Origin of the sequence: Candidatus Pelagibacter sp. Uisw_106 (genome assembly GCF_047724975.1) — a bacterium.
Taxonomy (GTDB): Bacteria; Pseudomonadota; Alphaproteobacteria; order Pelagibacterales; family Pelagibacteraceae; genus Pelagibacter.
Genome location: NZ_CP159819.1, coordinates 1158484 through 1172635, shown reverse-complemented (window position 1 = coordinate 1172635; position 14152 = coordinate 1158484). Strand labels below are relative to the sequence as shown.

The 14152-nt window shown below is 30.5% G+C and carries 16 protein-coding genes and 1 pseudogene; 5 read left to right on the top strand and 12 right to left on the bottom strand.

The features are described from left to right. Positions 1 to 55: 55 nt before the first annotated feature. From atpH to atpC, 5 genes are read left to right on the top strand one after another with little or no spacing between them, the layout of a single operon-like run. The gene (gene atpH / locus ABXT45_RS06465; protein WP_415313267.1) at positions 56 to 613 is read left to right on the top strand and encodes an ATP synthase F1 subunit delta; all 558 of its coding nucleotides are present in this window, start codon (positions 56 to 58) and stop codon (positions 611 to 613) included. Then, entirely contained in the window at positions 614 to 2149 is a 1536-nt protein-coding gene (gene atpA / locus ABXT45_RS06460) for a F0F1 ATP synthase subunit alpha (protein WP_271564825.1), read from the top strand. A 3-nt stretch (positions 2150 to 2152) separates the two neighbouring features. Next, complete coding sequence (locus ABXT45_RS06455) at positions 2153 to 3028, top strand: F0F1 ATP synthase subunit gamma (RefSeq protein ID WP_415278149.1); 876 nt, start codon at positions 2153 to 2155, stop codon at positions 3026 to 3028. Positions 3029 to 3030: 2 nt separating this feature from the next. Continuing rightward, a complete protein-coding gene (atpD, locus tag ABXT45_RS06450; RefSeq protein ID WP_415313266.1) occupies positions 3031 to 4449 on the top strand; it encodes a F0F1 ATP synthase subunit beta in 1419 nt (472 codons plus the stop codon). Beyond that, positions 4449 to 4841 (top strand): ATP synthase F1 subunit epsilon, encoded by a 393-nt coding sequence (gene atpC / locus ABXT45_RS06445; protein ID WP_018413613.1) that lies wholly within the window; start codon positions 4449 to 4451, stop codon positions 4839 to 4841. Before atpD ends, atpC begins: the two co-directional genes overlap by 1 nt. Here the strand turns inward: atpC and ABXT45_RS06440 are convergent. From ABXT45_RS06440 to metX, 12 genes and pseudogenes are all read right to left on the bottom strand, one after another. After that, positions 4834 to 5295, bottom strand: coding sequence for an RNA pyrophosphohydrolase (locus ABXT45_RS06440; RefSeq protein WP_415314448.1), 462 nt, complete (start codon positions 5293 to 5295; stop codon positions 4834 to 4836). The genes atpC and ABXT45_RS06440 overlap by 8 nt on opposite strands. 208 nt (positions 5296 to 5503) lie before the next feature. Beyond that, a pseudogene (locus tag ABXT45_RS06435) lies at positions 5504 to 6622 on the bottom strand (S41 family peptidase); the annotation flags it as partial. Between the two features lie 13 nt (positions 6623 to 6635). After that, positions 6636 to 6986, bottom strand: a complete 351-nt coding sequence (gene rsfS, locus ABXT45_RS06430) for a ribosome silencing factor (protein ID WP_415313264.1) — start codon at positions 6984 to 6986, stop codon at positions 6636 to 6638. Positions 6987 to 7003: 17 nt separating this feature from the next. Continuing rightward, the gene (gene nadD / locus ABXT45_RS06425; RefSeq protein WP_415313263.1) at positions 7004 to 7546 is read right to left on the bottom strand and encodes a nicotinate (nicotinamide) nucleotide adenylyltransferase; all 543 of its coding nucleotides are present in this window, start codon (positions 7544 to 7546) and stop codon (positions 7004 to 7006) included. Beyond that, positions 7527 to 8777, bottom strand: coding sequence for a glutamate-5-semialdehyde dehydrogenase (locus tag ABXT45_RS06420; protein ID WP_415313262.1), 1251 nt, complete (start codon positions 8775 to 8777; stop codon positions 7527 to 7529). The genes nadD and ABXT45_RS06420 overlap by 20 nt, the downstream gene beginning before the upstream one ends. A gap of 1 nt (position 8778) precedes the next feature. Next, positions 8779 to 9885, bottom strand: coding sequence for a glutamate 5-kinase (gene proB / locus ABXT45_RS06415; RefSeq protein ID WP_415271702.1), 1107 nt, complete (start codon positions 9883 to 9885; stop codon positions 8779 to 8781). Next, positions 9875 to 10858, bottom strand: coding sequence for an Obg family GTPase CgtA (cgtA, locus tag ABXT45_RS06410; RefSeq protein WP_415313260.1), 984 nt, complete (start codon positions 10856 to 10858; stop codon positions 9875 to 9877). The genes proB and cgtA overlap by 11 nt, the downstream gene beginning before the upstream one ends. Before the next feature lie 29 nt (positions 10859 to 10887). After that, positions 10888 to 11142, bottom strand: coding sequence for a 50S ribosomal protein L27 (gene rpmA, locus ABXT45_RS06405; protein ID WP_271525759.1), 255 nt, complete (start codon positions 11140 to 11142; stop codon positions 10888 to 10890). A gap of 12 nt (positions 11143 to 11154) precedes the next feature. Continuing rightward, positions 11155 to 11571 carry a 50S ribosomal protein L21 gene (gene rplU, locus ABXT45_RS06400; protein ID WP_271525758.1) on the bottom strand — a complete coding sequence of 139 codons (417 nt, stop codon included), beginning with the start codon at positions 11569 to 11571 and terminating at the stop codon, positions 11155 to 11157. Positions 11572 to 11636: 65 nt separating this feature from the next. Continuing rightward, the gene (gene gloB / locus ABXT45_RS06395) at positions 11637 to 12356 is read right to left on the bottom strand and encodes a hydroxyacylglutathione hydrolase (protein ID WP_415313259.1); all 720 of its coding nucleotides are present in this window, start codon (positions 12354 to 12356) and stop codon (positions 11637 to 11639) included. Continuing rightward, positions 12357 to 12953, bottom strand: a complete 597-nt coding sequence (gene metW, locus ABXT45_RS06390) for a methionine biosynthesis protein MetW (protein WP_415313257.1) — start codon at positions 12951 to 12953, stop codon at positions 12357 to 12359. 2 nt (positions 12954 to 12955) lie between these two features. After that, positions 12956 to 14074 (bottom strand): homoserine O-acetyltransferase MetX, encoded by a 1119-nt coding sequence (gene metX, locus ABXT45_RS06385; protein WP_415313255.1) that lies wholly within the window; start codon positions 14072 to 14074, stop codon positions 12956 to 12958. Positions 14075 to 14152: the final 78 nt, after the last annotated feature.

The following is a 14152-nucleotide window of genomic DNA, read 5'->3' as shown; positions in this document are numbered from 1 at the left end:
TGTTAATTAAAACGGAAATTTAATAAATCTTCAAATATTTATAAGGAACAATAAATTGAGCAAAAATAAAGGTTTTTCTGAAACATCAGCAGGTAGATATTCCCTGGCACTTTATGAATTAGCAATAGAAGCTAATAATTTAAGTGAGATCGAGGTTCATTCTGCTTCAATTATCAATTTAATTGCTTTAAGTGAAGATTTTAAATCTTTAATTAAGGATCCAACAAATAACAAAGAAGACCAATTGAATGCTCTAAGCAAAATTTCAGAACAATATAAATTAAATGAATTATTAACAAAATTTTTAAGTTTCTTAATATCTAAAAGAAGATTCTTTTATGTGGATAAAATTCTAAAAAGCTTTGTTGAGACATGTTCAATCAAAAGAGGTGAATTAAAAGCAGAATTAACTTCTGCAAAAGATCTTACTGAAGATGAAATTAACAACATAAAAGAAGAATTGACTAAAAACTTTAGTTCAAAAATAAAATTAAACTACAAACACGATGCAAGTTTAATTGGGGGTTTGATTGTGCAAGTCGGAAGCACAATGGTGGACACTTCCATTAAAAATAAATTACAACAAATAGAAAATAGGATGATAGAGGCATAAATGGATATAAACCCATCAGAAGTAACAAAGATATTAAAAGAACAAATTAAAAAATTTGGCGATAAAGCAGAAGTGACTGAGGTTGGTCAAGTTTTGTCAGTAGGAGATGGTATTGCTAGAGTATATGGATTAGACAATGTTCAAGCTGGAGAGATGGTAGAATTTTCCGATGGATCAAAAGGAATGGCCCTAAACTTAGAAAGTGAAAATGTTGGAGTTGTAATTTTTGGAGATGACAGAAAAATTAAAGAAGGTGATGTTGTTAAAAGAACAGGAAGTATTGTTGATGCACCTGTTGGAAAAGAATTATTAGGAAGAGTTGTTGATGGATTGGGAAATCCAATAGACGGTAAAGGTGCTTTAGATAAAGCAACTAAAAGAAGTAGAGTTGAAGTAAAAGCTCCTGGAATTATTCCAAGACAATCTGTTAGTGAACCAATGCAAACAGGCTTAAAATCAATTGACAGTCTAGTTCCAGTTGGAAGAGGACAGCGTGAATTAATTATTGGTGATAGACAAACTGGAAAAACTGCAGTTGCTATCGATGCAATCATTAACCAAAAAAAAATAAATGAATCTGGCGATGAGAAGCAAAAACTTTATTGTATCTATGTCGCTATAGGTCAAAAAAGATCTACAGTTAGACAAATTCAAAAAACTTTAGAAGAAGCTGGTGCAATGGAATATACAACAATTGTTGCTGCTACTGCTTCAGATGCAGCGCCGCTTCAGTTTTTAGCACCATATACAGGCTGTACTATGGGTGAATACTATAGAGATAATGGTATGCATGCATTAATCATTTATGACGATTTATCTAAACAGGCTGTAGCTTATAGACAAATGTCACTTTTATTAAGAAGACCTCCAGGAAGAGAAGCTTATCCTGGAGATGTATTTTATTTACACAGTAGATTACTTGAGAGAGCAGCCAAGCTTAGTGATGAGCATGGTGGAGGTTCATTAACTGCTCTTCCAATAATTGAAACGCAAGGTGGAGACGTATCTGCTTTTATTCCTACTAACGTTATATCAATTACTGATGGGCAAATATTTCTTGAAACGGAATTGTTTAACCAAGGAATTAGACCAGCGATTAACGTAGGTTTGTCTGTTTCTAGAGTTGGATCTGCAGCACAAACAAAAGCAATGAAAAAAGTTTCTGGTTCAATGAAGTTGGAGCTTGCTCAATATAGAGAAATGGCTGCCTTTGCACAATTTGGATCTGATTTAGATGCATCAACACAAAAACTTTTAAATAGAGGTTCAAAACTAACTGAACTTTTAAAACAAAAACAATATTCTCCTATGACAGTTGCTGAGCAAGTAATTTCAGTTTTCTGTGGAGTCAAAGGTTATTTGGATGATGTTGAACTTAAAGATATTGCTGAGTTTGAATCTAAGATTATTGAAAAATGTAAATCTGAAAAACCAGAAATTTTAGAATCTGTTTTAAGTTCAGGTAAACTTGAAGAAGATACTGAAAAATCATTAGTTGAAACTATCATGGAACTTAAGAAGAACTTTAATTCTTAGAATATGGCAACACTAGACGACTTAAAAAAAAGAATAGCGAGTGTAAAGTCTACACAAAAAATTACCAAAGCCATGAAAATGGTTGCGGCTGCTAAACTTAGAAGAGCACAAGAAAATGCTGAAAAGGGAAGACCTTATTCTGAAAAAATGAATAACATTATTCTTAATTTATCCAGTGGCATTTCTGATAAAGAAAATGCACCTAAGCTCCTTTCTGGAACAGGTGAAGATAAGGTACATTTATGTATTGTGTTAACATCTGACCGTGGTCTATGTGGTGGTTTTAATACAAATATTATTAAAAAAGCCAAAGCATATTTTAAAAAAATATCTGATGAGGGAAAAACTTTAAAAATTATAACTGTTGGATCTAAAGGATATGATCAATTAAAAAGAGTTTATAAAGATGATATTGTAGAGAGAATATCTTTTAAAGATTCTAAAACTATCAATTATCTAGATGCTGAAAAAGTAGGAAAAATGATAATTGAAAACTTTGAAAAAGAAGAATTTGATGTGTGTACAATTTTTTATAATAAATTTAAAAATGTAATCACTCAAATACCTCAAGAACAACAAATAATTCCTTTAAAAACATCAGAAGCAGAAGAAAATTCATCTGAGGATAATTATGAATTTGAACCAGATGAAGATGAAATTTTAAGCAATTTATTGCCTAAAAATATATCTACTCAGATTTTTAAAGCGATGTTAGAAAATTCAGCTAGCGAACAGGGTTCAAGAATGAGCGCAATGGATAGTGCAACTCGAAACGCAGGTGAAATGGTTGACAAGCTTACTATTGAGTATAATAGAAGTCGTCAAGCAGCTATTACAAAAGAACTAATTGAAATCATATCAGGAGCGGAAAGTTTATAATTATGAGCAAAGGAAAAATCACACAGATCATTGGAGCAGTAGTAGACGTAAAATTTGATGGAGAATTACCGGAAATTTTATCAGCATTAGAATGTAAAAATGGAGATAACAGATTAGTTTTAGAAGTTGCTCAGCACCTTGGTGAATCAAGTGTTAGAACAATTGCAATGGATGCCACTGAAGGATTAAAAAGAGGAGACGAAGTAACGGCAACAGGTGCTCCCATTCAAGTTCCAGTTGGTCCAGAAACTTTAGGAAGAATTATAAATGTAATAGGTGAACCTATTGATGAAAAAGGTGAAGTTAAAACAAAAGAGAAATGGCCAATTCACAGAGCTGCACCTGAATTTAGTGATCAATCAACAGAGACAGAAATTCTAGTTACAGGAATTAAAGTAGTTGATCTATTAGCACCATATGCCAAAGGAGGAAAAATTGGCTTATTTGGAGGTGCGGGTGTTGGTAAGACGGTACTTATTATGGAATTAATTAACAACGTAGCAAAAGCTCATGGTGGATTTTCTGTGTTTGCTGGTGTTGGAGAAAGAACTAGAGAAGGAAATGACCTTTATCACGAAATGATAGATTCAGGCGTTATTAAGCCAGAAGGTCCAGGATCAAAAGCAGCATTAGTGTATGGTCAAATGAATGAACCCCCAGGGGCTAGAGCAAGAGTTGCCTTAACAGGTCTAACTGTAGCTGAATATTTTAGAGACCAAGAAGGACAAGATGTATTATTCTTCGTTGATAACATTTTTAGATTTACTCAAGCAGGTTCAGAAGTTTCTGCACTATTAGGAAGAATTCCTTCAGCTGTTGGATATCAGCCTACACTTGCAACAGATATGGGTAACCTTCAAGAAAGAATTACAACTACTAACAAAGGTTCTATTACATCTGTACAAGCGATTTATGTACCAGCAGATGACTTAACTGACCCAGCACCTGCCACATCTTTTGCTCACTTAGATGCAACAACTGTATTGTCTAGACAAATAGCTGAAATTGGAATTTATCCAGCAGTAGATCCCCTAGATTCTACTTCTAGAATTTTAGATCCTAGAATAGTTGGAGATGAGCATTATAGAGTTGCCAGAGAAGTGCAAAAAATTCTTCAAACTTATAAATCACTGCAAGATATTATTGCGATTTTAGGAATGGATGAATTATCTGAGGAAGATAAATTAACAGTAGCTAGAGCTAGAAGAATTCAAAGATTCTTATCACAACCTTTCTTTGTTGCTGAAGTCTTTACTGGTTCTCCAGGAAAATTAGTAGATTTAGAATCTACAATTAAAGGTTTTGCTGCAATATGTAATGGTGAATATGATCATTTACCAGAAGCTGCATTTTATATGGTGGGTACAATTGAAGAAGCTGTAGAAAAAGCAGAAAAAATGGCGAAGGATGCTGCCGCATAATGAGTGAAGAGTTTAAAATAGAAATTGTAAACCCAGAAAAATCTTTTCTTTCAAAAGAAGATGTAACAGAAGTTGTTGTACCTGCTTTTGAAGGAGAAATGGGGATTTTAAAGGACCATATCTCAATTATTTCATTTCTAAAGCCAGGGATTATTAAAATCTTTTCTAAATCAGGAGAAGACAATTACTACGTTGAGGATGGAATTGTTGAATTTAAGAATAATAATTTATCAGTTCTGACAAGTTCTATCTTTAATATTAAAGATATTGATAAAGATAAAATTAGTGAACTACTTGCTCAAGCAGAAGAAAATTCAAAAAATAGTGACATTACAGATCAGAATAAATACTTGGTTGATCAAAAAATTGATGTGCTAAAAACTCTTAATTAAGAATTTCTTTTACTTTTTCTTTAATATCTTTGTACACATGTAGCTTAAAGTCTACAACTAGGTCAGTTATATTTTCAAGATCAATCCATTTCCATTCACAAAATTCAGGATGTTTAGTCTTAATATCAATCTCGTTATCTTGGCCCAAAAATCTCATTATAAACCACTTTTGTTCCTGACCCCTATATTTACCATTCCAGATTATACCTAATAAGTTTTTTGGCAATTCATAAGAGATTAATCCATCACACTCTTTAATTAGTTCAACATTTTTTATACTAGTTTCTTCTTCTAACTCCCTGTAAGCAGCAGTTAAGTAGTCCTCACCCTTGTCAACACCACCTTGGGGCATCTGCCAAAATTTTTTTTGATTATCAATTCTTTTTGCAACAAAAACTTTATTATCTTTATTTAGGACAACAATTCCAACTCCACTTCTAAGAGGTAATTTCATATTATCTTTTTCCACTAAAAATTTATTGATTATTTAAATACTCACTTAAACTTTTATAATTCGATTTTTTTAATTCTTTTTCAGTAACAGTAGAATATTGTTTTTTATTCCATATGAATAATTTTTTACCATCACTTTTTGCTAATTTAAATGTCTCAAAAAAAGAGCTATTAACTACTGAAGTTTCAGAAATCTCTTTATTAGATTTACCATTTAATAATTTTAGAGCAAAATTTAATTGATTATCAGTTTCAGAATTAAATTTAAAATCATCTGAACCTTCTACAACTTCTATATCAGGCGTTACACCTACTTTAGAAATAGATTTTCCTGAAGGGAGATAATATTTTGCAATTGTTAATCTAATAGCACCTCTATTTTTTAAAGGGATTATTGATTGTACAGAACCTTTTCCATAACTATTTTCCCCAAGTATAATAGCTCTTTTATGATCTTTTAATGCACCGGCTACTATTTCCGATGCTGATGCTGATCCATAGTTAATAAGTATAATTAGTGTTTTACCATTTGTTAGATCACCTTTTTTAGCAAACCATTTTCGATTTTCTGAGGCTTGTCGACTTCTTGTTGATACAATCTCACCATTTTCTAAAAAAAAATCCGAAATTTTAATTGCCTGAGAAAGTAAGCCACCAGGGTTATTTCTTAAATCTAAGATATACCCCTTTAGATCTTTATTTTTATTTAATTTATTAATCTTTTCTTTAATTTGTTCACTACTATTTTCGTTAAAGGAAGTTAGTCTTATATAACCAATATTATTATCTATAAGTTTAGATTTAACAGATTGAACCTGAATAACCTCTCTCATTATATTAAAAATTAATGCTTTTTTTACACCTCTTCTTCTAACTGTTATTTCAATACTTGATCCAACAGGTCCTCTCATTAACTCTACGGCTTCCATTAACGATTTCCCTTGAACCTGAGTGTTATTAATCTTTACAATATAATCACCAGCTTTTAAGCCTGCTTTTGATGCTGGAGTATTATCTATTGGTGATATCACTTTCACAACACCTGCTTCCATGCCAACTTCAATACCAAGACCACCAAACTCTCCACTAGTTTCAGTTTGCATACCCTCAAAACTTTCAGGTGTCATATATGCAGAATAGGGATCTAGTGATTGTAATAAACCATTTATGGCTGAATCCATACTTTTTGATTGATCTACTTCATCAACGTATTCTTTACTAATTTTTTCAAGCACCTCACCAAACAAATCAATTTTTTTATATATGTCAGTGTTTTCAGAAAAACTTTTTTGAAAAGTAAATAATAGTATTATAAAAAAAGAAAAAATCTTTTATTCAAAATCATATCATCACTTTTTCTTTAGGAATGACTTGTGACCATATTTTTTCTAATTCATAAAATTTTCTTTTATCTGGATGAAATATATGAACAATCAGGTCTATACCATCAACTAATTTCCAATCCATACTTTCTTTTCCTTCAATCTTAGAATTTTTTACTCCATTGGTCTTTAATTTTTCTAACACCATTTCAGATAAAGCTTGAATATGTCTAGAAGAAGTTCCACTTGCTATAATCATATAGTCAGCCATTGAACTTTTATTCTTAAGATCTATTGAAATAATATCTAGGGCTTTATTAGAATCTAGGGTTTTTAGGATTAAATTTTTAAGGTCTGAGTTTTTTTCCATTAATACATTTAACCTTATCAAATTTTTCTTAATTGAGAAGATGAAATATTGACTTTTTTAAAATTAATAAAAGATAATTTTTTTTTATTTACACCATTAAAGGTAACAGACTTTAATGATTTTGCTTTATATCCCTGCCGATCAAATACAAGAAGATTGCATTTTTTTATAATGGATTTCCATTTATGCCATTTATGAAAATTAATTAGATTGTCAGCACCCATAATGAAATAAATTTCAAATTTTTTATCTTTATCTAGATAATTAATGAGGTCGATTGTTTTATTGGAAAGAACTTTTTCTTCATAAAACTTAACTTTAATAAAATTATTTTTGCCAATGAATTTTTTTGCAAATTTTATTCTATTCTTTAGATCTGTTTTACTTGTGTTTTTAAATGGGTTTTGTTTGGTAATTGCCCATATAATATTCTTTAATTCTAATATTTTTTTAGCTTGTTTGGAAATTTCCAAATGGCCCTTGTGGGCAGGATCAAAAGTTCCCCCTAAGATTCCAATTTTTATCCTTTTTTGTTTTAAGTTATTTTCTAGTTTTACCATTACTAATAATTTCGTATTTGTATGAAACGAGCTGTCCTAATCCAACAGGCCCTCTTGGAGGTAATGTGTTTGTCGAAATGCCAACTTCACCACCAAAACCGAATTCACCACCATCAGCAAATTGAGTGGATGTATTATGCATTGCTATAGAGCTTTTAACATTTTTTAAGAATTTATTTGCAGTTTTTTTATTTTTAGTAACGATAGAGTCGGTGTGCATAGTTCCATATTTGTTAATATGATTAATGGCATCATCACAATCTTTGACTGTTTTTACAGAAACTGCTGCTGATAAATATTCAGTAGACCAATCTTTTTCTTTTGCTGGATAAATTTTTCCCTTGTAATATTTTTTTAAAAAGCGGTCTCCATATATCTTGCAATGATTTTCTTCTAACTTTTTTAAAATTGGGTTACAGAATTTCTTAACAATTTTTTCATGTATTAAAATTGTTTCCGTAGCTCCACAAATACTAGTGTTTCTTAGCTTAGCATTATAGGTAATGTTTGTAGCCATCTTTAGATTAGCATCCTTATCAATAAAAGTATGACAAAGTCCTTCCAAATGACCGATAATAGGGACATTTGAAAATTGCTGAACTCTTTTTACTAAATTTTTTCCACCACGAGGTATTATTACATCAATATAATCTTTCATTTTTGAAAGCATAAAATCGACCATTTTTCTGTCTTTAGAATCTATAAATTGAATAAAGTTTTCGTTCACTTTATTTTCTCTAAGCGATTTTCTAAATAGTTTTGCTAAAATTTTATTAGTATTTATAGCCTCAGAGCCACCTTTTAAAATTACAGCATTTCCAGATTTGAAGCATAAGCTTGCAACATCAGATGTAACGTTAGGTCTACTTTCATAAATAACACCTATAACACCAATAGGTATAGACACTCTGCTAATTGTTAAACCATTTGGTCTGCGCCATTTTTCTAAAGTAGTATCAACAGGATCTTTTAAGTTAGCAATTTTATCTATAGAATTTTTTATGCCTATTAATTTTTTTTCATCGATAGTTAATCTTTCTATTAGATTGCTTTTTAAGCCTTTGCCAAGAACAAATTGAATGTCTTTTTGGTTAGCTTTAAGTATAGACTGTTTTTCTTGACCTAATAAGAAGGCATATCTTTTTAAAATTTTATTTTTAGTTTTTGAATTAATTTTATCAAGTGATGCTTTTCTTGCATTTTGACCTATTAATCTCATATATTTACTCATTTTATACCTCTACTATATCATCTTTATGAATTACTTCTGATTTAGAAATATATCCTAGTAATTTTTCTATCTCTTTTGAGTGGTGACCCATAATTTTTTCTATTTCATTCGATGAAAAAGAACTAAGTCCTCTTGCGCATTCGTAATTATTTCTATCTAAAACTTTGATGTGGTCACCTTTACTAAAACGGCCAGACACTTTTTTTATTCCTGCTGCTAATAAGCTTTTACCATTTGAAAGTGCCTGTTTTGCACCGTCATCAATAATAAGTGCACCCTTAGGTGAAATAGAGCTAATAATCCATTTTTTTCTAGCAGCCAATTTTGAAACTTTAGGTAAAAACCATGTACAATTATTCTCTTCAGTTATTTTTTTAATGGGTCTGCTTAATAATCCATTTGCTATTACCATTTGGCATCCTGATAATTGACAGATTTTTGCAGCATCTATTTTAGTCTTCATACCACCTGTGCCATGCTCACTAATACTTTTAGTGGCTATTTTTTCTATATCTTTATCTATATTTTTAATTTCTTTTATTAATTTTGCATTTTTATATATTTTTGGATTGTGCGTATAAAGACCGTCTACATCAGAAAGTAATATAAGTGAGTCTGCGCCTGATATTTGTGCAACACGAGATGCTAATCTGTCATTGTCACCATACTTAATCTCTGAAGTGGCAATAGTATCATTTTCATTAACTATTGGCACAAAGCCTAGTTTAAATAAGTTATCAAAAGTTCTTTTTGCATTAAGGGCCCTTCTTCTTTGTTCTGTGTCTTCCAAAGTGAGAAGAATTTGAGAAATATTAATTTTCAATTTAACAAATATTTCTGAGAATAAATTCATTAGTTCAATTTGCCCAATAGATGCAACAGCCTGACTTTTATCAATTTTAAGGTTTTTTTTGCTAATATTTAGTTTTTTGCAACCCATTGCTATTGCTCCTGAGCTTACAATAATAATTTTTTTATTCTGTTTTATTAGTTCCTGAATATCTTTAGCAAATTCAGTAAGCCATTTTTTTCTTACTTTTTTTTTGTCATCTATTAACAAAGATGAGCCAATCTTAATTACAATTATTTTAGAATCTTTAAGATACATAGGAGAGTAATTTAGCTTTAATTTTAGATATTGAGCCTTTTTCTAATGTTGAGAGTGTAACCACCTCAGAATCTTTATTTTTAGAAAAATTGTTTAAAATTTCTTTCACTTCTTCTTCCTCTAATAAATCTGTCTTATTTAATACAATTATTTCTTTTTTTTCTAGTAAATCTTTACTGTAACTCCCTAGCTCATTTCGAACTTGTTTATAGGTATTTTCAAGGTCTTCATCAGTAATATCTATTAAATGCATTAAAGTTTTACATCTTTCTATGTGTTTTAAAAATTGAATACCAAGACCTACACCTTCATGTGCACCTTCAACTAATCCAGGGATATCAGCTAGAGTTATTTCCTTATCATCATAACTTGCAACACCAAGATTTGGATTTAGTGTTGTAAATTTATAATTTGCAATTTTAGGCATCGCATTTGTAATGGCAGCTAGCAAGCTTGATTTACCTGCATTAGGTAATCCAACAATACCAACATCAGCAATAGTTTTTAATTGAAGCCAAATTACATATTCTTCACCGATTGCACCTTTAGTAAATTTTTTTGGAGCTCTATTAGTGGAACTTTTAAATCTAGTGTTTCCAAGGCCACCTTTGCCACCATTAGCTACAATAAATTCTTCACCTTCTTTTTTAAAATCATAAATTAAAGTTTTATTATCTTCTTCAAAAACTTGTGTACCTATTGGAACTTTTAAAAATAAATTTTCTCCACCATGACCTGTACGATTTTGTCCAGAACCATTTACTCCTCTTCCTGCTTTATGGTGTTGTTGAAATCTATAATCGATAAGAGTATTTAAATTTCTTTCTGATCTTAGGAATATGGTACCACCTTTACCTCCATCACCACCGTCAGGTCCACCGTATTCAATAAATTTCTCTCTACGAAAGCTAGGAGAACCATGCCCACCATTGCCGGCCTTTAAATAAATTTTTACTTGATCTAGAAACTTCATATTACAACTGTTAGTTTTTAGTTGTACTACTAATTGGGTTTTACGGAAACGAATGTTCTGTCTAATCTACCTTTTTTAAATACTACTTTTCCTTCAACAACAGAAAAAATTGAATGATCTTTTCCCATTCCGACATTTTCACCAGGAAAAATTTTAGTTCCTCTTTGCCTAACAATTATGTTTCCAGGAATTACTACTTCACCACCGTACTTCTTAACGCCAAGTCTACGACCAGCACTATCTCGTCCATTTCTCGATGATCCACCTGCTTTTTTTGTAGCCATAATTTACCTAATTTATTTATTAACTGCTTCAGCTTCTACTTTAGCTTCAACCTTTTCAATTTTTTTAGTTGGTTTAACCATTTTTTCCGCTTCAGATAAAATTTTACCGTCTTTAGAAAATATTTTACTAATTCTTATTAATGAATATTGCTGTCTATGACCATTTTTTCTTCTAGAATTTTGTCTTCGTCTTTTTTTGAAAATTAATATTGTTCTATTTTTTCCATTTTCAACAAGATCTGCTTCAACTTTCGCACCCTCAACCGTTGGTGATCCAACTTCAATATTTTTGTCATCTCCGTAAGCTAAAATTTCTTTAAACTCTATCTTAGTTTCAAGCTTAGAATCCTCTAATCTTTCAATTTTAAGTATTTCTCCAGCCTTTACTTTGTACTGTTTTCCACCTGTTTGTATGATTGCGTATGACATTGTTTAATCTATTTTTTATAATCTGCAATATAGTCGGGGACCTATTATAGTCAAGTCCGAATAAGTTAGAAATTGTCCTTTAAATCTCTCAATTTTGAAAAGGTTTCTTCTGTATTAGATCTAAGAAAAATATTGCACTCTAATTCCTCTTTAATAGTGGACGGAATAGTAGGTAGGTTATTTTTTAATTTTTCGTCTATATCTTTAATCTTAATTTTTAGGTTTTCATTGTCTTGGTCATGAGTAATGCAAAATTTAGAGTTTTGTTTAGTATATTCATGTCCACAATAGATCCTTGTTTTTTCTGGCAGTGCTTTTATTTTCATTAATGAGATATACATCTGTGAGTATGTTCCTTCAAAAATCTTACCACAACCAAGCGAAAAGAGGGTGTCTCCTGTAAAAACAGATTCTTCATTATAAAAATAAAAACATATATGACCAAGGGTATGACCAGGTATGTGAAATATTTTAGCCTGGAAATTTTCTTCGTGCCAAATGTCTTGATCACTGACCAGTATATCTATTTCTGGGATTCTATCCTTATCTCCTTTATATCCAATAATACTAGCTCCATATTTTTCTTTTAATTCTATATTACCCCCCACATGATCATAATGATGATGTGTATTTAATATATATTTTAAATGTATATTTTTATCTTCTAAATATTTGATAATAGGTTTTGCTTCACTGGGATCAATCACACATGCAATATTCTTAGTTTTATCAATAATTAGATAAGAATAATTATCTTGTAAGCAGGGTATTATTTGAATTTCCATTTAACTTTCAATTAAAAAAATACCTAGTTCTGCGGATAAATTTTTGATATTTAGATTAAGTTTATTAATAGAGGATATTTTTTCGTTATGCAGAGCTGATGATTTATCTAATTTAATTTTTCTATTTTCACAAAAGTTATAAAAATCTTTTATGGTACACATATGAAGGTTAGGGGTATTATACCACTCATCAGGTAGATTTTTTGTAATTGGCATTGTTCCTCTAATTAATAGGTGAAGCCTAACTTTCCAAAAACCAAAATTAGGTATTGTAACAATAGCTTTTTTACCAACCCTCAATAGCTCTTTGATAACTATTTCAGGATTTAAAAATGCTTGCAGTGTTTGACTTAAAATAACAAAATCAAAGGAGCTGTCAGGAAATTGTAATAGATCTTTCTCTGCATCACCCTCAATAACAGTTAGTCCTTTTGATAAACATTTTTGAACATTATCTTTTGAAATTTCTATTCCCCTTATGTCTATTTCTTTATTATACTTAAGATATTCCATTAATATGCCATCACCACAGCCCACATCTAAAACTCTAGTATTTTTTTCAATTAGATCAGAGATTATTTTAAATTCTTGTTTCATATTTAGTTTTTAGAGTAAGCTGTTTTAATATAATCACCTAGAGTATTTAAAAATTTAGGAACTTTTAAAAGGAATGAATCATGTCCTTTATCAGACTCAATTTCAACAAATCCGACCTCAGCACCTATGGCATTTAAGGCTATAACAATTTCTTTATTTTCGGAAGTTGGATAAAGCCAATCAGAAGTAAAAGATATAATAAGAAACTTAGTTTTAGTTTTTTCGAATGCTTTAGATAAATTACCGTGATGTTCCTTGATTAGATCAAAATAGTCCATCGCTCTTGTTATATATAGGTAGCTATTGGCATCAAATCTATCAACAAATACAGATCCTTGATATCTTAAATAACTTTCTATTTGAAAGTCTGCATCAAAACCAAATTTTAGGTCATCTCTTTCTTGCAACTTTCTTCCAAATTTTTCCTGTAGACCATTTTTAGATAAATAAGTTATATGTGCAGCCATTCTGGCAACAGACAATCCTTTATTAGGATTTTTATTTTGATTGGAATAGTCACCATTTTCCCAATTAGCATCAGCCATAATCGATTGTCTGCCAAGTTCATTAAAAGCAATGTTCTGCGCTGAATGACTAGCTGTGCAGGCTATTGGAATAGCAACTTTTGCTTTATCAGGAAAGTTATTAACGAACTGAAGTGTCTGCATTCCACCCATTGATCCACCCATAACAGCAAATAATTTATCAATGTTAAAAAAATTTAAGAGATTAAATTGTGCATTAACCATGTCATTAATAGTGATGACAGGAAAAGTAGTACCATATTTTTTATTGTTTACAGGGTTAACTTCACTAGGACCATATGAACCCATACATCCACCAATAACATTGGCACAAATTACAAAATATTTATCAGTATCAATGGCTTTACCAGGTCCAACAGCATATGACCACCAACCCTCTTTTTTAGTAATTGGATTTATTCCAGAAACAAATTGATCACCGGTTAAAGCATGAAAAATAAGAATAGCATTATCTTTCGTCTCATTTAGAGAGCCATAAGTCTCATAAGCTAGAGAATAATTATTGATAGTTTGACCACAATCTAATTTTAATGGTTTATCAATTATAATATTTTTTATGTTTACATTTTTATTCATAAATATTAGCCAAATTTGAATTGTGAGACAAAAAAACTTATTTAGCGGTTTTTTTTAAGCGCTCGCAATTCAGTTAAA